Genomic DNA, 20,305 nt, shown 5'->3' with positions numbered 1-20,305 from the left:
TCTGCGTCCCATGAGGGGTACGGCGTCGATCCGGCAGGGTGTGTCTCCGCGTTCATCTCGTGATTCAGTCATGGAGGCTCAGGCATGCGCACAAACGCCCAACCCCCGCGTGAAACCCGACGATCCTTCAGCGGCCTCCGCCGTGTTGTGGCCGTCGGTGTTCTCGGCTTAGTCGGCACGGTCGCACCGTTGGCGTTGTCGCTTCCGGCCGATGCCGCGGAGACCACGCTTGGCGCGGCGGCCCAGCAGAGCGGGCGTTACTTCGGCACCGCGATAAACGCCGGCAAGCTTGGCGAATCGGCCTACACGACGATCGCCAACCGCGAGTTCGACATGGTGACGGCCGAGAACGAGATGAAGATCGACGCCACCGAACCCAACCGGGGGCAGTTCAACTTCACCAATGCCGATCGCGTCTACAACTGGGCCGTGCAGAACGGCAAGCGGGTCCGCGGGCACACCCTGGCCTGGCACTCCCAGCAGCCGGGCTGGATGCAGTCGCTGTCGGGCAGCACGCTGCGCCAGGCGATGATCGACCACATCAACGGCGTCATGGCCCACTACAAGGGCAAGATCTACGCCTGGGACGTGGTCAACGAGGCCTACGCCGACAGTGGCGGCGGGCGGCGCGACTCCAACCTGCAGCGCACCGGCAACGACTGGATCGAGGTCGCCTTCCGCGCCGCGCGCACCGCCGACCCGGCCGCCAAGCTCTGCTACAACGACTACAACATCGACAACTGGACCTGGGACAAGACCCAGGGCGTCTACAACATGGTCCGCGACTTCAAGGCCCGCGGCGTGCCGATCGACTGCGTCGGTCTCCAGGCCCACTTCAACAGCGGCAGCCCCTACAACAGCAACTTCCGCACCACGATTTCGAGTTTCGCGGCCCTCGGCGTGGACGTCCAGATCACCGAGCTCGACATCCAGGGGGCCTCGGCCACGACCTACGCCAACGTGGTCAACGACTGCCTGGCCGTAGCCCGCTGCAACGGGATCACCACCTGGGGCGTCCGGGACAGCGACTCCTGGCGCCCCAACGACACTCCACTCCTGTTCGATGGCAACGGTAACAAGAAGGCTGCCTACACCTCGGTCCTCAACGCACTCAACAGCGCGAACCCGAACCCCGACACCACCCCGCCGAGCACGCCGGGCACCCCCGCCGCGTCCAACGTGACCGCGTCGGGCGCGACCCTGACCTGGGCCGCGTCGACCGACACCGGTGGTTCGGGTCTGGCGGGTTACAACGTCTACCGCGAGCAGGGCGCCACCGACACGCTGCTGGGCCAGTCGAGCACCAACTCGATCACGCTGACCGGCCTGACCGGCAACACCCAGTATCAGGTGTACGTGCAGGCGCGTGACGGCGCGAACAACCTGTCCGGCAACTCCCAGCTGGTCACTTTCACCACCCAGACGGGCGGCGGCACCGACACCACGCCGCCGAGCACGCCGGGCACCCCGGCCGTGTCCAACGTGACCTCCTCCGGCGCGGCAATGACGTGGACCGCGTCCACGGACACGGGCGGCAGCGGCTTGGCGGGCTACGACGTGTACCGCGAGCAGGGCGCGAGCGACCCGCTGCTGGGTCAGTCGAGCACCAACTCGATCACACTGACCGGCCTGACCGCCAGTACTCAGTACCAGGTGTATGTGCGAGCGCGTGACGGCGCGGGCAACCTGTCGGCCAACTCGTCGGCGGCGGCCTTCACCACCACTGGCGGCAACACAGGCGGCTCCTGCGCCGTGACCCCGACCACGCAGACTCAGTGGCAGAACGGGTACGTCGTCGACCCGGTCCGGGTGACGGCGGGCAACTCGGCGATCAGCGGCTGGTCGGTGACCTTCACCTTGCCTGCCGGGCACACCGTCACCGCCTCCTGGAACACCCAGCTGACCGTGAGCGGGCAGACCGTGACGGCCAGGAACGCGGGCCACAACGGCAACCTCGGCCCGGGTGCCAGCACCACCTTCGGCTTCCAGGTCAGCCGTCCCAATGGCAACACCTCGCTGCCGAGTGGATACACCTGCGCCTGACAGCAATTCCTCTTCTGGCCCATCCACCCCTCACCGGGTGTGGATGGGCCAGGCACTTGTCCTGGACAGGCTCGGCGGCCTCCACGCTCACGACCCGGGTGTGGGTGTCGGCGGGGAGTGCTTCGGGCAGAGCGGTGTAGATGGCTGCGGGGGTGGCGCGGTGGGGCAGGGATCGGTGGGGGCGGAGTCAGAGCCCCGGCGACCGGACCGAGGTCACGGCCGGTCGGCGCAGAGCGTGAGCGGGGGGTTGCGGTACACGATGGCGCGCGGCAACTCGTCAGGGGTCTTGGTCCAGTTGGGTACGCCCTTGCCGCAGACCGAGGCGTCAGCGGCCCCGTCCAACACCTCGGTGACCCGGTAGGTCGCCGAGGGCCCGCAGGTCACCTTGGACACCTTGCCGGTGGGGAAGCCGATCTCCTGGTAGAAGCAGTCGCCCTTCTTCGCGTTCAGCGTCAGGCAGAGCTGGGTGCGCGATCGGCGGCTGGCGATCACGATGTATCCGTTGGTGACGTCGTCGCAGCGGTCCGCCTTCTTGATCACCTTGTAGCCGGCTCGCGGGGTGGTGCACCCGACGATGTGGAAGTCATCCCGGAGGGTCTTGCCGCCCTTTCCGAGCGCTTCGAGGCAGGAGCCGACCTGAGCGTTGATCGGATCGTCCTCGGCGGCGCAGCCCAGGGTCACCGCGATCAGGAGCGCACAGGCGAGGCCCGTGGTGAGGCGGACGGCCGGACCGGGACGATCACTCAAGGCACCCATCATGGCAAGGCAGCCTAACCAGCCGGCAGCGCACTTCCACTCATTCACGCAATCGCCGAAGCATCCGGCGAAGTCCTCTGCCGGGCCGGGCCGCCACGCTGATCTCGCACAGCGCCGACCGGCGGCGGCTGGACCCGGCCGTGCGGTCCGCCGCACGCGATCTGGGCGGAGATCTCGTGGCCGCCCCTTCCGCTGGGCGGAAGACCCAGTGATGCGCACCTGATCCGCACGACATGCTCGTGTCATGCGAACTCAGGTCGGGATCGTCGGGGCCGGGCCCGCCGGTCTCCTGTTGTCCCATCTCCTCCACCTCCGGGGCATCGACTCGGTGGTGCTGGAATTGCGTGACAGGGACCACTGCGAACGGCGGGTCCGCGCGGGCGTGCTCGAACAGGGCACCGTCGATCTGCTCAACGAGTCGGGCGTGGGGGAGCGGATGCGCCGTGAGGGCCTGCCGCACCACGGCATCGAGCTGAGGTACGGCGGCTCCGCGCACCGGATCCCCTTCGAGAAGCTCGTCCCCGGCCGGGCGATCACCGTCTACGGACAGCAGGAGGTCGTCAAGGACCTGATCGCGGCCAGGCTCGCCGCGTCCGGGAAGATCGTCTTCGACGTGCCCGATGTGGCGCTGCACGATGTGACCGGCTCGCCACGGCTGACCTTCGGCGGGGAGACCCTGGAGTGCGACGTGATCGCCGGCTGCGACGGCTTCCACGGCGTCTCCCGCCCGTCGATCCCCGACGGCGTCATCTCGACCTTCGAGCGGGACTACCCTTTCGCCTGGCTCGGCGTCCTGGCCCGCGTCCCGCCCTCCACCGAGGAACTGGTCTACGCCAGGACCCCGCGCGGCTTCGCCCTGCACAGCATGCGCTCGCCGGAGGTCAGCCGCTTCTACCTTCAGGTGCCGCCGGACGAGCCGGTCGGGAACTGGCCGGACGAGCGGATCTGGGCCGAACTGGGCGCCCGCCTGGAGTCGGTGCCCGGGTTCGCCCTCCAGTCCGGCCCCATCCTGGAGAAGAGCGTCACCCCGATGCGCTCCTTCGTCGCCGAGCCCATGCAGTACGGCAGGCTGTACCTCGCAGGCGATGCCGCGCACATCGTGCCCCCCACCGGCGCGAAGGGCCTCAATCTGGCCGTCGCCGACGTGCGGGTGCTGACCGCCGCTCTGGAACACTGGTACGCCACCGGCTCGGCCGACCTGCTCGACGCCTACTCCGCCTCCTGCCTCAAGCGGGTCTGGCGGGCGCAGCACTTCTCGTGGTGGATGACCACGCTGCTGCACACCTTCGACCACGACGACGCGTACGGCGAGCGGCTGCAGACCTCTTATCTCGACTACGTGACCTCCTCGGAGGCGGCGGCGACGACGCTCGCCGAAAACTATGTGGGGATGCCGTGGTAAGCAAGATCGTCGATTCGCCCGTTTAAGGGTTCCCACACCGTGGACGGTGTGATCTTGATGGCGAGCGTGGTGAGCTCTCCGATCGCTCATCGGCAGCAACCGCAGCGCGGCGAAAGCGTTCGTGACAGTCAGGTAGGCCAGGCGAAGAAGCACGGCTGGTCATCATGCCGCACCCGCCACCCTCTCCTGAAGGTCGGAACTCGCGCATGCCACGCGAAGCCCTCATAGTGGCATGACCTGGGCGGATGTAATTATCGGCAGGCGCAGACCAGGTCGCCGGCCCGCACGTGCGCTCGTAGACCTCCGCGTAGGTCACGGACCGCTCACCGAAGACGAAGGCGGTACGTCCGGGCGTCAGCTGAGCTCTGCGGGCCGGCTACCCGCCCACTCCTGCGTTCCGCATCGATCAACTACCTTCGGTCAGGTCTCCACGGCTGGTTTCCCTCAGTCCCAGCGTGCAGGCCACGGTCAGCAGGCAGAAGCCCGCGATGACCGCGGAGACCACGATCGTCCCGCCGCCCCCGCTCGATGCCTGGATCTGGGCGAAGAGTACCGGCCCGAGCCCGGCGCCGAGCCCGGCGATCTGGTAACCGAGCGAGGCGCCCGTGTAGCGGCTGCGGGTGTTGAACAGCTCGGCGTACAGCGCGGCGAGCGGGCCGTACATCATCGGGTGGATGATCGACTGGCCGATTATGAGGGCGATGGCGAGCATGGCCATGTTCCCCGTGTCGACCATGGGGAACAGGGCGAAGGCGAACAACGCCATGAGCACTGCTCCGGTGAGCACGATCGGGCGGCGCCCGACACGGTCCGAGAGCGCCGACCAGCCGAGGATACCGACCACAGCCAGGGCTGAGGCGAGCGTCAGGCTGTTCAGTACGTCCTGGCGGGCGAAACCGGTCTGCACGCCGTAGGAGATCAGGAAGGTGGTCAGCGTGCCCTGAGCCACGAAGGCCGACATGCCCACACCCGCCGCGAGCAGCAGCGTTCTGGGGTGGTTGCGCAGCACGTCCATCAGCGGCGCGGAGCGGGGCGCGGTCTGGCTCTTGGCGGCGTTGAATACCGGGGTCTCCTCGACGCGCAGCCGTACGAACAGGCCGACTCCGAGCAGGGCGATGCTGATCAGGAACGGCACGCGCCAGCCCCAGCTCAGAAACGCCTCCTCGCCCACGGCAGCCGCGGTGCCCGTGAGGGCGGCGGTCGAGAGCACCATGCCGAACGGCGCTCCGGCGTTGGTGAAACTGGCCCACAGGCCACGACGGCCGGTGGCGTGTTCGGCGGACATGAGCACCGCGCCGCCCCATTCGCCGCCGACCGCGATGCCCTGCAGGACGCGCAGCAGGACCAGCATGACCGGCGCGGCGGTGCCGATCTGCGCGTAGGTGGGCAGCAGGCCGATGAGGAAGCTGGCGACACCCATGATGATCATCGTCAGGATCAGCATCTGCTTGCGGCCCAGCCGGTCGCCGAAGTGGCCGAAGATGATCCCGCCGATCGGCCTGGCGAGGTAGCCGGTCGCGAAGGTGCCGAAGCTGGCGACCGTCGCGGCGAGCGGGGGGAGGTTGGAGAAGAAGACCTTGCTGAACACCACAGCCGAGGCGGTGGCGTAGAGCAGGAAGTCGTAGTACTCGATGACGCTGCCGATGAAGCTCGACGCCACCGCTCGACGGAGCTGAACCGGGTTGGAGGAGGTTGCGGGCGAGATGGACATGATGGGGGGTTCCGCTTTCTCTCAGGCGTAGTGCCGGTAGACGGCCTGGGCGACACGGGCGGGCTTGTCGGCGCCGTCGATCTCGACGGTGAAGTCGAGCAGCATCTGCACGCCGATTCCCGCGACCTCGGTGACCGACACGACCTCGCCGGCCAGGCGGATCTTGCTGCCTGCCCGAACGGGGCTGGGGAAGCGAACCTTCTCCAGGCCGTAGTTGACGCTCATCGTCACGCCCCGTTCGGCGGGGCCGACGGCACCGGCGGCGGCGGCCCTGCCACCACCGGCGATGATCGCCGCGGCGACCTCGGCCGCGGCGTCCACATCGTTGACGACCACCGCCGCGCCCGCAGCGGCCAGGGCCTCCGCATACGCGCGTCCGAGGCCGCGCCCCGCGCCCGTGACCACGCACCCCGTGTCGGACAGATCCATCGACTTCACTTCCACAACACATGACAGTTTTTCGACTTGCGTCATAGTTTTGCCGAATATTCGGCCACCGTCTACCCTCTCTCTGTGACAGAGGATCAGCCGTCCGCGCGCCCGCAGTCGCTGATGTTCAGCTTTCTCGGCATGTACGTGCTCGGACGCGACATCGCCGTCTACTCCGGCAGCGTCATCGACGTCTTCGCCCGGCTGGGCGTTTCCGAGGAGGCGGTGCGTGCCACGCTCACCCGCATGGTCAAGCGCGGCATGCTGACCAGGCGCCGTCAGGGCCGCAAGGTGTACTTCGGGCTCACCGAGCACGCCTCCGAGGTGCTGGAGGACGGGCGCAGGCGGGTCTGGGAGACCGGCGCGGTCAACCACGACTGGGACGGCACCTGGACGCTGGTCGGCTTCTCACTCCCGGACAGCCGCCGCAGCACCAGGCACGATCTGCGTTCCCAGCTCAGCTGGGCCGGATTCGGCCTGCTGCAGAGCGGGCTGTGGATCGCTCCCGGCACCAAGGACGTCGCCGGGACGCTCGCCCAGCTCGACCTCGGCGACCACGTGACCGTGCTGACGGCGCGGGCCTTGCAGCCGACGGAGGCGGTGGACCTGGTCAGGAAGGCCTTCGGCACCGAGCAGATCGCCGGGCGGTACCACGCCTTCCTCGGGCGCTGGGACATCGCCCGGCCGCTCCCGGCGGCGACCGACGATCTCGCGCGTCAGCTGCTCCTGCACAACGACTGGCTGCAGCTGGTCCGCCAGGACCCGCACCTGCCCGCCGAGCACCTGCCCGCCGACTGGCCGGCGATCAGGGCCCAGCACGTGTTCCATGAGCTGGCCGGGAGGTACGCGCCCTGCGCGGTGAAGCTGGCGGACACGGTGCTGGATGTGCTGCCCTTATCCGCGCCGGAGACTTGACGGGCCCGATACTGGACTGCGCATGACGGGCCGTCCCTCGGCCGCGGCGTGCAGCGCGCGCGTGATGCCGCGGGAGGCCGCCCGCACGAGCGGGGCGAGCGTGGGCGCCGTCAGCCCGGACCACCAGGGAGACAATTAGTGGACGATCACGGGCGTGTGAGAACCCGCTGTTGAGCCACACCCGGCCGCTTCGGACGGGCGTGGCTCACCCTCCCTCGGTCTCCCATCGGGGCCGAGGAAGGGTCGCGCCGGGGGTGCGGTCAGCAGGTGGAGCTGGTCTGGGTCAGCAGGCCCAGGCGCCAGGGCGACCAGTCGGCAAAGCTCACGCGGTGCCCGCGTTGTAGGTCCACTTCTGGTTGCTGCCGCCCCAGCAGCTGTACAGCTGCAGCCCCGTGCCGTTGCCGGCGCCGGCGGCGTCAAGGCACAGCCCGGACTGCACGCCCACGATTGTGCCGTCAGAGTTGACGCGCCACTTCTGGTTGTCACCACCCCAGCAGGAGTAGATCTGGATCTTGGCGCCGTTGCCCGTGCCTCCGGCATCCAGGCACTTGTTGCCGTACACCTGCAATTCCCCTGCTGAGGTCTGCGTCCACCGCTGATTGCTCTGACCGTTGCAGTCCCACAGTTGCACCGCGGTGCCGTCGGTAGTGCTGGAGCCGGGCACGTCCAGGCAGCGGCCGGAGGCCACGCCCTTGACCTGCCCGGTTCCGCCACCCGAGGTCGGGGTGACGGTGGGCGTCGGGGTGGGGTTAGGGTTCGCGGCGTTGAGGGCGTTGAGGACCGAGGTGTAGGCGGCCTTCTTGTTGCCGTTGCCGTCGAAGAGCAGAGGGGCGGCGTTCGCGCCTAGCCAGGAGTCGCTGTCGCGGACGCCCCACACGGTGATGCCGGTGCACCGCGGTACCGCCAGGCAGTCGTTGGTCACGTTGGCGTAGGTGGTGGCCGAGCCGCCTTGGATGTCCAGCTCGGTGATCTGCACGTCGACTCCCAGCGCGGCGAAGCTCTGGATGGTCGTGCGGTAGTTGCTGTTGTAGGGGCTGTTGCTGTTGAAGTGCGACTGCAGGCCGACGCAGTCGATGGGTACGCCGCGGGCCTTGAAGTCGCGGACCATGTTGTAGACGCCCTGGGTCTTGGCCCAGGTCCAGTTGTCGATGTTGTAGTCGTTGTAGCAGAGTTTGGCGGCCGGGTCGGCGGTGCGCGCGGTGCGGAAGGCGACCTCGATCCAGTCGTTGCCGGTGCGCTGGAGGTTGGAGTCGCGCCGGCCGCCGCCGCTGTCGGCGTAGGCCTCGTTGACCACGTCCCAGGCGTAGATCTTGCCCTTGTAGTGGGCCATGACGCCGTTGATGTGGTCGATCATCGCCTGGCGCAGCGTGCCGCCGGACAGGGACTGCATCCAGCCCGGCTGCTGGGAGTGCCAGGCCAGGGTGTGTCCGCGGACCCGCTTGCCGTTCTGCACGGCCCAGTTGTAGACGCGGTCCCCGTTGGTGAAGTTGAACTGCCCCCGGTTGGGTTCGGTGGCGTCGATCTTCATCTCGTTCTCGGCCGTGATCATGTCGAACTCGCGGTTGGCGATCGTCGTGTAGGCGGAGTCGCCCAGTTTGCCCGCGGCGATCGCGGTGCCGAAGTATCGCCCGCTCTGCTGGGCCGCCGCACCGAGCGTGCTCGCCGCGGCATCGGCCGGAATCGCCGTCGCCAGTGCCGTGATCAGGCCGAGTGCGCCGAGCGCGCCGGTGATCAGTGCTCGGCGGTGCGCGCCGAACGGCCGTTGGGCGGTAGGTGGGGACATGGCGTTGACACGCATGTTCGAGCCTCCATTGCGAATCATGGGAAAGGATCGTGCGGGACACCCGCGGGAACGACGCAGCGCCCCGGCGGGGACGCACATCACAGGCGTCGGGACGGCAGTCCCCCTGCTGAGCACCACCGAGCCGGTAGGGGGAGAGCCCCTCGGGCACTCAGTGTGGGAATCTCGCCGAAAATTGTCAAGGATGTACTGAAAACTTTGGGAGCCGTCTGCCCCCTTGCCACAGGGTTCTTACGGTCTTACTGGTTCGATGTGCGATTTTGGCCTTTGAAAGTTTCGGCCGCGCTCGTCGGTGACTCAGGTGAACGTTTCATGGCGACGCTCTCGCCGATCGACTGCGGCCAGGCTGGATAATCCGAGGTAGGCGCGCTTGGGCGCTGCCTCCGCCGACCCGCTGCACGTTAAGGCGCTCTTGACAGTTTCTTTCTCCCTCGTATTTGCTCCGTTCCGTCACCACCTCCACCGGCCCGAGTGGTCTCGGCCGAGCAGCGGCTTGTTAGCGCTAACAGCAGAGAGGCGGAACAATGCGGCGAAGCGAACCGCGTACGAGAAGGGACGCAGGCCTCGTTTGAGTAGTCCCAAGCCGGCCGATGATCTCGCCGAACAAGGGAGTAGCGAATGGTTCCTCCATCCAGACGCATCGGAATCCGCACCAAGATCGGAGTTACGTGATGTCAGGACGCGGCTCCCTTTTCACAACGATCGCGGTTGCTGTCGCGGCACTTGTCGTACTGGCCACGGGCCGTGCGGCGATGAGCAGCGACGCCGGCACAGCCGCGGCGCCCGCCGGCGCCCTCGCGACGACCGCCGGATGCGGCAAGACCCCGACGCTGAGGAGCGGCACGCAGTCGATTCAGACCAGCGGCAAGAACCGCTCCTTCATCCTCCGGCTTCCCGACAACTACCACAACGGCACCCCGTACCGGTTGGTCTTCGGCTTCCACTGGCTGGGTGGCACCGCGGCCGACGTCGACTCCGGCGGAACCAGCGGATATCCCTGGTCCTTCTACGGCCTCAGGCAGTTGTCAAACAACGGCGCGATCTTCGTCGCGCCCCAGGGCTTCAACAACGGCTGGGCGAACAGCAACGGTGAGGACGTCACCTTCGTCGACGACCTGATCCGGCTCATCGAGGCGGATCTCTGCGTCGACACCTCGCAGCGCTTCGCTCTGGGTTTCAGCTACGGCGGCGGCATGAGCTTCTCTCTCGCGTGCTCACGGCCGACGGTCTTCCGGGCGGTCGCAGTCTTCTCCGGCGCGCAGCTCAGCGGGTGCAGCGGCGGAACCCAGCCGATCGCGTACATGGGGTTGCACGGCCTCGGGGACACGGTGCTCGGCATTGCGCAGGGACGGGCGCTGCGTGACAGGTTCGTCCGCAACAACGGCTGTACCGCGCAGAACCCGCCTGAGCCGAGTTCGGGCAGCCGCAGCCACATCGTCACCACCTACTCCGGGTGCCGGGCCGGTTATCCGGTCGTCTGGGCCGCGTTCGACAACGGCCACACGCCCGCCCCGGTGGACGGCACCTACACCGACAGCGGCGTCACGACCTGGACCAAGGCAGCGGTGTGGACGTTCTTCTCCCAGTTCGGGAGTTCCTCATCGCCATCGCCGACCCCCGCACCCGGTGGATGCACGGCCACGATGGAGACCGTCAACTCCTGGTCCGGTGGTTTCCAGTCCACCGTGACCGTCCGTGCCGGCGGCAGCGCCGTCAACGGCTGGACGGTCGGCTGGACCTGGCCCGGCGGGCAGACGATCAGCAGCCTGTGGAACGGCGTCCGCTCCGGCTCCGGAGCCGGAGCGACCGTGCGCAACGAGTCCTACAACGGCTCGATCGCCCCCGACGGCACCACCACGTTCGGCTTCACCGCCAACGGCACCCCCGCCACCCCCACCCTCACCTGCGACGCGTCCTGAAGGAAGAAGTTCCCTTGAGGACCGGACTCCAGGACCCCGAAGGCGGTGATGCGTTCAGGCCGGCTGCCGCAGCGACATCACCGCCCAGGGGGCGAGTTCGACGTCGAGTTCGAGCACGCCGTCGTCGGGCACGGTCAGCGCGAACCTGAGCAGCGAGTCGGCTACCCCGGTCAGGTATTCGCTCTCGGCCCTGGACAGGTTGAGGGGGGAGCCGAGCCGGTACCAGGCCTCGGCGGCGTGGCCGTGCTCCCAGTCCACGATCTCGACGAGGAACGTGGTGCCCGGCTCCAGTCCGCCGATCGAGTGGTGAATCCGTCGGCTCGGCCCCATCTCGGCCAGCGCGCGTGCCGCCGGGTACGAGTTCGCCGAGCCGACGCCCTTCATGGCCATGTCCTCGGGGTAGTTGTAGAACACCGCCGACACGGCCGACGTCCTGCTGTCACGGGTCACGACGCCGTCGGGCGTCGCGAGGAGCAGCCGGTCGCCGAGCCGCCCCAGCATCGTGAACGCGTGGAACGTGGGTTTGTGGATGCCGCCCTCGTTCACCAGCCCGAACCCGCCATGGAACGGTCCGATCCCGGCGCCACCCTCCTCGAACACATCCGTGAAGGTCCAGTAGGAGATGGAGTCGGCGAGCGTCGCGCACTTCAGGTACGACCTCGTGATGGAGGTTGCCGCGGCCGGCGTGTCGTGGATGAAGTCGCGGGCCGACGGCGACGTCGACCACTCGGTGATGTGGATCTCCGCCTCGGGATAGGCGCTGTTCCGTACGAGCTCGTGCAGGAGGGTCAGGTCGTCGACCGTGGCATCGGCGTATCGGGTGATGTGCACGGCTTCGCCGTTGGCGCCGTACGCGAAGTCGGTGGGGTATAGGTGGGTCGAGATGAAGTCGATCGGGAGCTCGCGTTCCCCGCACCAGGCGATGAAGTCCTCGATCCAGACCGGGCGCCAGTCGAGCGCGTCCACTTCGATCGCGGCAGCCGTTGCGAGCATTGCGGAGCGGTCCTCGGTCTCGCCCTTGTAGCGGTCGTCGGGCACGAAGACGCTCGTCGCGGGCCCGCCTACTTTCAAGGCCGGATCGATCTTCTTGATCGCTTGCACGGTCAGTTCGTAGAGCTCGAAGTACTCGGTCTTCGTGCCGGTCCAGAAGTGGGGAACCAGGTTCGGCTCGTTCCACACCTCGAAGCGCCATTCCCGCACCTCGTCGAGCCCGTACCGGTCGATCCAGTGCTCGACCGACCTCGTGACCAGTTCGACCCAGCGCGCCATGTCCTTGGGCGGGCTGCAGTGAGCGCCCCACCAGAACACGGTCTCGGTCTGCGTCGCCAGCTCGCGCGGCATGAAGCCCAGCTCGACGAAGGGACGGACGCCGCAGCCCACCAGGAAGTCGAACACCTTGTCCACATAGCTGAACGTGTACACGGGCGCGGCAAGAGGCGTGTCCGGGCCGAAACCGCCGCCATAGCTTTCCCGATACACGAACATGTCGTCATGAAAGACGCCGTGAAAGCGGATGTACCGGATTCCCAAGGCGGCGACGACCTCGGCGAATTGCCGTTGCCAGTCCGCGCGCAACGCCTCGTTCGCCCGCCCGGCACCGATGCACCTGCTCCAGACGTGCGGGAGCGCACTCTCCCCACGCAGCTCACCGTCGATCCGGAGCCGGGGTTCTCTCTTCATAGCCTCACTTCTCTTCACGAAAGACTTCAAAGGACTAGCCCTTGACGGCGCCCAGCGACAGGCCCGACTGCCAGTACCGCTGCAGGCCGAGGAACGCGATGATCAACGGGACGATGGTCAGCAGCGAGGAGGTGATCACGAGGTTCTGGACGAGGGCGCCGTTCCCTGCCGTCGAGCCCAGCTTGTTCCACTGATTGATGCCGACGGTCAGCGGATACCAGTTGGGATCCTTGAGCATGATCAACGGCAGGAAGTAGTTGTTCCAGATCGAGACGAACGAGAAGAGCAGGACCGTCACGCTCGCCGGCGCGAGCAGCGGGAGCGCGATCTGGAGGAAGGTCCTGAACTCCCCGGCACCGTCGATTTTCGCGGCCTCCAGCAGTCCGGTCGGCACGGCCTCGGCGGTGAACACCCACATCAGGTACAACCCGAACGGGTTGATGAAGGACGGGATGAGGACCGCCCACGGGGTGTCGGTCATGCCAAGCTGCGCGAACAGCAGGAACTGCGGGATCGCCAGGGCGATGCCGGGGACCGAGATCGACCCCAGCACGACGAGCAGGAACACCCGCTTGCCGGTGAAGTCGAGTTTCGCCAGGGCGTACCCGCCGAGGGCGGCCAGGAAGGTTGACACGGTCGCACCCACGACGACGTACAGAACGGTGTTGAGCAGCCACCGGGAAAAGATCCCGTCCTGGTAGCGGAACACCTCCACGATGTTGTCCCAGAGGGCGAACTCGCGGCCGGGCGCGAGCCCGAACGACGACACGAAGTCGGCTTGCGACTTGGTCGCGTTGATGGCCAGCCACACCAGCGGCAGCAGGCAGTACAGCGTGAACAGGCTCGTCATCACGGTGAGCGTCGTGCTCTTCCTGGGATTGCCCACAGTGTGGAGTCGGCCCCCGCGACCGGAGGTCTTCCCGGCCTCGCCCGGCCGGCTAGTGGTCCGACGCATTGCGCAACCCCCTGATCTGGACGGCGTATGCGACGGCTACCGTGATCGCTGCCATGACGAGTGCGAGTGTTGCCGCATAGCCCTGCTGGGACCCGGTGAACGCCAGGTTGTAGGCGTACAGGTTGGGCGTGTAGAAGGTGGTGACGCCGCTGTTGGCCACCATCGAGGGCAGGATCTGCGGCTCGTTGAACATCTGGAACGTGCCGATGATCGAGAAGATGACCGTGACGACCAGCGATCCGCGCAGCGCCGGCAGCTTGATCGCGCGCACGATCTGGAGCTCGTTCGCGCCGTCGATCGCGGCCGCCTCGTACAGCTCGCGCGGGACGGCCTTGAGCGCGGCGTAGAAGATGAGCATGTTGAAGCCGGTGAACGCCCACGTCACCACCACCCCGATGGAGATGAGGGTGGTGTCGGGGGCGAAGGGGTTGAAGTCCGTGCCCAGGGCCTCGTTGAGGCTGCCGAACAGGCCGTACTTGATGCCCAGCAGGAACCCCCACATGAGCGTCGACACGATCGCCGGCACCGCGTACGGGAGGAAGATCGTCACCCGCAGGAACTTGGCGCCGTGCAGGCGCAGGGAGTCCAGCGCGAGCGCCAGCGCCATGGAGAGGATCAGCATGAGCGGCACCTGGACGAGCGTGAACCGGACGACGCGTCCCACGCCGTCCCAGAACTGCGTGTCCTGGAACAGCTTGCCGTAGTTGGCGAGCCCGACGAACGTGTTGCCCCCGACGAGCTTGTCCTGGAAGAAGCTGAGGTAGGCGGCGTACACGATGGGCACGATGAACACCAGCGCGAACAGTGCCCCGAAGGGCGCGATGAACGCCAGCCCGATCTGTGGCTTGCGCCGCTTGCGGTCGGGGACGCATGAGGAGCCGCCTCCGGCGACGCCGCGGCCGAAGCGGTGACGTCGAACCGGCGGGCCTGGTCCATGTCCGAGTTCCTTCGATCCCTTGCGATGCCCGGCTCGCCCGGGCGGGGGCCGCGACCGCGCGCGGGACGGCCCCGCCCTGACGCGGAGCCGCTAGTCCACCTGGAAGCCCTGCTCGTTGCCGTACTGGATGCAGCGCTGCCGCCACTGTTCGAGGATCTCGGCGAGCGAGCCCTTGCCCGTGGTGTAGAACGGGGAGGCCAGGTCGCCGTAGATCGAGCGTGCCCATTCGAAGAACGGCGAGTACTGCCAGCCGCTGCCGACGATCTCCGAGGCCTCGGCCAGCACGGCACCGACCTTCTGGTCGCCGAAGTACGTGTTGGTCTTGGTCTGGAACGCCTTGTTCTCCAGCACCGACACGTTCGGCACGAAGGCGCCCGCGTCGACGCGGGACGAGAGACCGCCGCCGTGCGTGAAGTACTCGAGGAACTTGAAGGCCGCTTGCTTGTGCTCGGCAGCGGCCGGGATGCCGAAGGAGCTTCCGCCGTTCGCCGCCCCGACCTTGTCGCCCTGTTGCCACTGCGGCATCAGGGCGACCCTGAAGTCACCGGCGGCCTTCGGTGCGCGCTCGGGCAGCGTCGAGGTCAGCCAGCCGCCCATGGTCTGGGTGGCGAGGGTTCCGTCGTTGAGCGCCCGGTTCCAGTCGTCGGACCATCCCGTGATCTTGGTGTTGATCAGGCCCTCGTCGAGCATCTTCTGCCAGAAGGCCACGGCCTTGGCCGTGCCGGCGTCCGTGAAGTCGATGTGCACCTTGTTCCCGTCCACCTTGAACGGACGGCCGCCGGCCTGCCAGATGAGCGACAGCAGGAAGAAGATGTCGCCCGTGTCCTGGGCGATGTAGTAGTCGTCGCCAAGCGCGCGGATCTTCTTGGCGGCCTCGTAGTACTCGTCCCAGGTGGCCGGGGGTTCCTCGATGCCGGCCTTCTTGAGCGTGGTCACGTTGTAGAACATCGCCGACGGGCCGTAGTCGGAGGGCAGCGCGTAGACCTTGCCGTTGACTGTCACGTCGCTCCAGGCGGCCGGGACATAGTCCTGTTTGAGCTTGTCCACGCCGAACTCCCCGAGGTCGGCGAGCTTGCCGGGAACGGCGAAGTAGGGCACCGCGAAGTACTCGAACATCACGAGGTCAGGCACGCCGGAACCGGCCTGGATGGCGTTGTCGAGCGCCTTGTACTCGTCCTGGGACGAGCCCGCGTTGACGACCTCGACCTTGATGTTCGGGTTCGCGGCCTGGAAGCCGGGAACGGCCCGTTCGACGGTGCCGTCCCAGCTCCAGACTGTGACCTTCACCTGCTCGTCCCCGCCGCCGCCAGTTGCGCTGCCGCTGCCGCCCGAGCATGCGGTCAGCGCGAGCATCGGCACGAGTACCCCGGCAAGAAGCCTGGCTTTCTGGGAGAGCCGCATGGGCCTCGCCTCTCGTCCTGAGCCGGTTACGAAAATATTTCGCAACTTGTTCGTTGTTGCGAGGACATTAGGTGTCGCTCTCTCTCGTGTCAACGGGTGGACGACGGTGAAAGCCTGGAAAGAAGGGGTCCATGGTAGGTTTCGAAATAATTTCGTAGCTCCGAAGGGAGCCCTGATGCGACGGCGAGGTCGTTCCGAGCGAGCCACCTTGATGGACGTCGCCCGACTGGCCGGCGTCTCGCCGACGACCGCCTCGAAGGTCCTCAACGGGCGCAGCGATGTCGGGGCGAAGACGCGCGAACTGGTGCTGGAAGTCATGGCCGAGATCGGCTACAAGCCGACGGCGGTGCGACACGAGCAAACACGGGACCGCACGCTCGTCACCGTGCTCGACATCGTGGAGTCCCGTTATGCGGGAACGGTGCTCCAGGGGATCCTCCTGGCCGCGACCTCGGCGCAGGCCGAGCTCCTCCTTCGCCTGCCACCCGAGGAGCCGATCAGCACGAGCCGTACGGCGGCCCGCGCCTGGATGGAGGAGCAGAAGGCGTCCGGGGTCGTCGGCATCATCGCGCTCGCCGTCGCCGTGCCCGACTCGGTGCTCCTCGCCGCCGAGGATTTCGAGGTGCCCGTCGTGACGATCGACCCCATCGACACGACCGAGTCACGTCTCGTCAGCATCGGCTCCACGAACTGGGCGGGCGGTCGCTCGGCAACGGAGCACATCATCAAGCTCGGCCACCGCAGGGTCGCATGGATCGGCGGACCGCTGGGCTCCGCCCCCTCACTGGAACGCTTCCACGGCTACCAGGCCGCGCTCGACTCGGCCGGCATCACACCGGACCGCGCACTGATCCGCCACGAGGCGTTCTCCGTCGAGGCGGGACAGCGGCACGGCCATGACGTCCTCGCGCTCGACGAGCGGCCGACCGCGATCGTCGCGGGCAACGACGAGATCGCCGTCGGGGTCCTCATCGCGGCCAAGGAGCTCGGCATCTCGGTCCCGGGCGAGCTGTCGGTCACCGGGTTCGACGACACTCCGCAGACCGAGTGGACCACGCCCCGGCTCACGTCCGTCCGGCAGCCTCTCGTGGGGATGGGCCGGATGGCCGTCGAGACCGTCCTCGGTATGGCGGACGGTGTCCAGCCCGCCTCCCGGCACCTCCAACTGGCGACGACCCTCAGCGTCCGCGACTCGACGGGACCCATCCCGTCATCCTGATCGCCCTGCGAATCCCCAGCTCAGCAGCGGTATTCATGGTCATGGCGCCGCGGAACCGGGCCAGGACCGCGCGATCCGGCCATGTTTTCAACCTGATGAACGGCCGGCCGGAAAGGTCTTGTTTCCGGAATCGTCATCGCTTACCTTTGCGCTGCAAACGTAACCGATAACGATTGCAACCTGTGAGGGCGGCATGGCCAAGGGCGGTGCGCCGGTGACGATGAGCGATGTCGCACAGTTGGCGGGCGTCTCCACCGCGACCGTGTCGCGGGTGGTCAACGGGCGTTACGGCGTCAGTGCGAGCACCGTCACTCATGTCCGTTTGGCCATCGAGCGGCTCGGCTACGAGCCGAGTCTGGTGGCGACGAGCCTACGGCGCAGCCGTACCAACGTCCTGGGTCTGGTGACCCACACCTTCCAGTCCTATACGGCCGAGGTGCTCAAGGGGGTGATGGATGCGCTGAGTCAGTCGGGCTTCGACCTGATCATCTACGCCAACAGCGACCTCTACGGAACGTACTCGGACGGCTGGGAGCAGCGGCACCTGGCCCGCCTGTCCGGCACGCTCACCGACGGGTGCATCGCGGTCACGCCCTCGGGCGAGGTGCGGAGCGGCACTCCGATCGTGGTCATCGATCCGGTGAAGGGCTCCACAGTGCCGTCGGTGACGGCGGACAACTTCGCGGGCGCCACCGCAGTCGTCGAGCACCTCCTCGGCCTGGGGCATCGGCGCATCGGCTTCATCGCGGGCCGCGCAGGCCTGGAGGCCGCGTGGTCGCGAGAGGAGGGTTACCGCAGGGCGCTGGCCAAGGCCGGCGTTTCGCTCGATCCGCGGCTGATCGCAAGGGGCAGCTTCAATCCCGAGTCCGCGGCACCGCTAGCGCGGGCGCTGCTGGACAGGGTGGACCGTCCGACGGCGATCTTCGCGGCGAGCGATGGAATGGCGCTGAAGACCCTGGAAGTCGCCAAGGACCTGGGGCTCAGCGTTCCCGGCGACCTGTCGGTGGCCGGCTTCGACAACATTCCGGAGTCCGCGCTGGCCGAGCCGGGGCTGACCACGGTGGACCAATCGATGGACCGGCTCGGATACGAGGCCGCGCGCATGCTCAAGTCGCTGGTGCGTGGCGACTGGGAAGGGCCTGGCCAGATCGTGCTCCCGACCCGCCTGGTGGTGCGCGGCTCCACCGCGGTACCGAAGACCTCTCCATGACGCCACCCCACGGGCGGCGTCACGGCACCCCTGACGTTCGGATGCACGAACATCGGATCGACCCAAACGGAGGTGTGGGTTCGCTTACATCGCGGCGTTCTCGGCCGGGTTCGGCAGCGGCGCCGGCGTCGACGCGGAGGCGATCAACAGCGGCACCAAGCTGTTGCGCCTGTACGTCGGCGACCAGACGGACTTCGTCTACCCATCGTTCATGACGTCCCTGACCACCTTGAACAACCTCGGTATCCGCTACGAGTACGACGGGGTCACCCCGGGGCCGCACGGCTGGGACGTGTGGCAGAAGAACCTCATCGACCTGGCACCACGCCTGTTCAAGCGCTAGCCGAGCCTGTCCGCCCGGCCTTCGCCGCCGAACGCGGGCAGTGTTAGCGCTCACATCAGGATCGGCACGAAGGGCGGGGCGCGGGGTACGTCACCCGTGCCCTGTCCCGGCCGATCGCTCGGTTTCAACGGCGGCGCAGGAACCTTCGTGCGCCGCGATCCCAAGGGAAATATGCCGATGAACAAGAAATGGCTCTCTACCGCGGCGGCCGTTCTCGCCGCCACGACCGCGCTCGCGGCCTGCTCCTCCGGCGGGGGAGGGGGCGCGAACACCGCGAGCGACAGTGGCGCGAGCAACTGCACGAACCCGATCCCCAAGAAGAACCTGCCGGTCGTGACGATGTGGGGCTGGTACCCCAACATGCAGCTCGTCGTCGACAACTTCAACAAGCAGAACGGCGAGGTGCAGGTCTGCTGGACCAACGTCGGCCAGGGCAGCGACGAGTACGACAAGTTCCAGACGGCCATCTCCGCCGGCACCGGCGCACCCGACGTGATCATGATCGAGATGGACCGGATCCCGACCTTCCAGATCCAGAACGCCCTCGTCGATATCAAGAAGTACGGCTTCGACGCCGTCAAGGCCGACTACAGCGAGGGCGCGTGGAAGGACGTCTCGGTCGGTGACGCGGTCTACGGCGTGCCGGTCGACGGTGGCCCGATGGCGATGATCTACAGGAAGGACATCTTCGAAAAGTACGACATCGCGCCGCCGAAGACGTGGGCCGAGTACGAGCAGGCGGCCCAGAAGTTGAAGGACGCGGGTGGTCCTGCATTCGGCGACTTCGCCGCGAACGTGTCGGCCCTCACCATGGCGCTGCAGATCCAGAAAGGCGCGGCCCCGTTCACCTACGACCCGGCGCAGCGGAGCTCGATCGGCGTCAAGCTGAACGACCAGGCCTCCAAGGACGTGCTCGACTACTGGGGGCGCCTCGCGCAGAAGGGGCTGGTCGGGACGCAGGACCAGTTCACCCCGGAATACATCTCCGGTGTGATCAACGGTAAGTACGCGACGTACATCTCGGCGGCCTGGGCGCCCGGCTACCTCACCGGTGCCGGCGTCGGCAAGGGCGAGGACACCGGCAAGTTCGCGGTGGCGCCGCTCCCGCAGTGGGATCCCGCCAACCCGGTGCAGGTGAACTGGGGCGGGTCGGCCTTCTCGGTGACGAGCCAGGCGAAGAACCCCGAACTCGCGGCGAAGGCGGCGTACGGCCTCTACGGCGACAAGGAGTCGCTCACCCACGGCTGGACCGACCAGATCATCTTCCCGCTGAACCTCAAGGCGCTCAACGACCCCGAATTCGTGAACTTGAAGGTCGCGTTCTTCGACGGCCAGCAGGCGAACAAGGAGGTCTATGTCCCCGCGGCGAACGCCTACAACGGCGTCACCTACAGCCCGTTCGGCCAGTACTACTTCGACGCCATGACGAAGCAGGTCAGTGCGCTCATCGAGGGCTCCGTCACCGGTGCGCAGGCCGCCGACCGGCTTCAGGAGGACGTGGCGAAGTACGCCAAAGAGCAAGGTTTCACCGTTCAGTGACGGAAAGGGTGGGCCGTCTTCCACCGGCCGGCCCACCCGCGATCT

At 67.4% G+C, this 20,305-nt stretch carries 16 protein-coding genes; 8 read left to right on the top strand and 8 right to left on the bottom strand.

Going from position 1 to position 20,305, the window contains the following annotated elements:
- The first annotated feature begins 189 nt into the window (after positions 1–189).
- Entirely contained in the window at positions 190–2,043 is a 1,854-nt protein-coding gene (locus tag MBA17_RS24625) for an endo-1,4-beta-xylanase (RefSeq protein ID WP_238498928.1), read from the top strand.
- A 213-nt stretch (positions 2,044–2,256) separates the two neighbouring features.
- Here the strand turns inward: MBA17_RS24625 and MBA17_RS24620 are convergent, their stop codons facing one another.
- Positions 2,257–2,790, bottom strand: a complete 534-nt coding sequence (locus MBA17_RS24620) for an LppU/SCO3897 family protein (RefSeq protein ID WP_238498927.1) — start codon at positions 2,788–2,790, stop codon at positions 2,257–2,259.
- A 253-nt stretch (positions 2,791–3,043) separates the two neighbouring features.
- Between MBA17_RS24620 and MBA17_RS24615 the strand changes: the two genes are divergently transcribed.
- Positions 3,044–4,201 carry a 4-hydroxybenzoate 3-monooxygenase gene (locus MBA17_RS24615; RefSeq protein WP_238498926.1) on the top strand — a complete coding sequence of 386 codons (1,158 nt, stop codon included), beginning with the start codon at positions 3,044–3,046 and terminating at the stop codon, positions 4,199–4,201.
- Positions 4,202–4,607: 406 nt separating this feature from the next.
- Here MBA17_RS24615 and MBA17_RS24610 read toward each other — a convergent pair whose 3' ends face one another.
- Together MBA17_RS24610 and MBA17_RS49640 are read right to left on the bottom strand one after the other, a co-directional pair.
- Complete coding sequence (locus tag MBA17_RS24610; protein WP_238498925.1) at positions 4,608–5,912, bottom strand: MFS transporter; 1,305 nt, start codon at positions 5,910–5,912, stop codon at positions 4,608–4,610.
- Positions 5,913–5,933: 21 nt separating this feature from the next.
- Complete coding sequence (locus MBA17_RS49640) at positions 5,934–6,341, bottom strand: hotdog family protein (RefSeq protein ID WP_274385883.1); 408 nt, start codon at positions 6,339–6,341, stop codon at positions 5,934–5,936.
- A gap of 84 nt (positions 6,342–6,425) precedes the next feature.
- On the opposite strand from MBA17_RS49640, the gene MBA17_RS24595 reads away from it, so the two are divergent.
- A complete protein-coding gene (locus tag MBA17_RS24595; protein WP_238498924.1) occupies positions 6,426–7,256 on the top strand; it encodes a PaaX family transcriptional regulator in 831 nt (276 codons plus the stop codon).
- A 322-nt stretch (positions 7,257–7,578) separates the two neighbouring features.
- Here the strand turns inward: MBA17_RS24595 and MBA17_RS24590 are convergent, their stop codons facing one another.
- Complete coding sequence (locus tag MBA17_RS24590; RefSeq protein ID WP_238498923.1) at positions 7,579–9,054, bottom strand: endo-1,4-beta-xylanase; 1,476 nt, start codon at positions 9,052–9,054, stop codon at positions 7,579–7,581.
- Between the two features lie 755 nt (positions 9,055–9,809).
- Here MBA17_RS24590 and MBA17_RS24585 point away from each other — a divergent pair.
- Positions 9,810–10,976, top strand: coding sequence for a CE1 family esterase (locus tag MBA17_RS24585; protein WP_238498922.1), 1,167 nt, complete (start codon positions 9,810–9,812; stop codon positions 10,974–10,976).
- A gap of 54 nt (positions 10,977–11,030) precedes the next feature.
- Here MBA17_RS24585 and MBA17_RS24580 read toward each other — a convergent pair whose 3' ends face one another.
- The 4 genes from MBA17_RS24580 to MBA17_RS24565 all read right to left on the bottom strand — a co-directional run bounded on the left by MBA17_RS24580 (position 11,031) and on the right by MBA17_RS24565 (position 15,949).
- Complete coding sequence (locus MBA17_RS24580; protein ID WP_238498921.1) at positions 11,031–12,656, bottom strand: GH39 family glycosyl hydrolase; 1,626 nt, start codon at positions 12,654–12,656, stop codon at positions 11,031–11,033.
- A gap of 34 nt (positions 12,657–12,690) precedes the next feature.
- On the bottom strand, positions 12,691–13,506 hold the full coding sequence (locus MBA17_RS24575) for a carbohydrate ABC transporter permease (RefSeq protein ID WP_238498920.1): 816 nt from the start codon (positions 13,504–13,506) through the stop codon (positions 12,691–12,693).
- An 88-nt stretch (positions 13,507–13,594) separates the two neighbouring features.
- Positions 13,595–14,404 (bottom strand): carbohydrate ABC transporter permease, encoded by an 810-nt coding sequence (locus MBA17_RS24570; RefSeq protein ID WP_238498919.1) that lies wholly within the window; start codon positions 14,402–14,404, stop codon positions 13,595–13,597.
- 234 nt (positions 14,405–14,638) lie between these two features.
- Complete coding sequence (locus MBA17_RS24565; RefSeq protein WP_238498918.1) at positions 14,639–15,949, bottom strand: ABC transporter substrate-binding protein; 1,311 nt, start codon at positions 15,947–15,949, stop codon at positions 14,639–14,641.
- A 175-nt stretch (positions 15,950–16,124) separates the two neighbouring features.
- Between MBA17_RS24565 and MBA17_RS24560 the strand changes: the two genes are divergently transcribed.
- From MBA17_RS24560 to MBA17_RS24550, 4 genes are all read left to right on the top strand, one after another.
- Positions 16,125–17,168, top strand: coding sequence for a LacI family DNA-binding transcriptional regulator (locus MBA17_RS24560; RefSeq protein WP_238498917.1), 1,044 nt, complete (start codon positions 16,125–16,127; stop codon positions 17,166–17,168).
- A gap of 220 nt (positions 17,169–17,388) precedes the next feature.
- Positions 17,389–18,378: a LacI family DNA-binding transcriptional regulator gene (locus MBA17_RS24555; protein WP_238498916.1), complete on the top strand. Its 990-nt coding sequence runs from the start codon at positions 17,389–17,391 to the stop codon at positions 18,376–18,378.
- Positions 18,379–18,589: 211 nt separating this feature from the next.
- Positions 18,590–18,721, top strand: a complete 132-nt coding sequence (locus MBA17_RS49635) for a hypothetical protein (RefSeq protein WP_274385882.1) — start codon at positions 18,590–18,592, stop codon at positions 18,719–18,721.
- 177 nt (positions 18,722–18,898) lie between these two features.
- Positions 18,899–20,260, top strand: a complete 1,362-nt coding sequence (locus MBA17_RS24550; RefSeq protein WP_238498915.1) for an ABC transporter substrate-binding protein — start codon at positions 18,899–18,901, stop codon at positions 20,258–20,260.
- Positions 20,261–20,305 lie beyond the last annotated feature (45 nt).

The sequence above is a fragment of the Dolomitihabitans soli genome, from assembly GCF_022213955.1.
GTDB classification, from domain to species: domain Bacteria; phylum Actinomycetota; class Actinomycetes; order Streptosporangiales; family Streptosporangiaceae; genus Streptosporangium_A; species Streptosporangium_A soli.
Note: the sequence above shows the minus strand (reverse complement) of the source record. Positions and strands in the feature narration are given on the sequence as shown.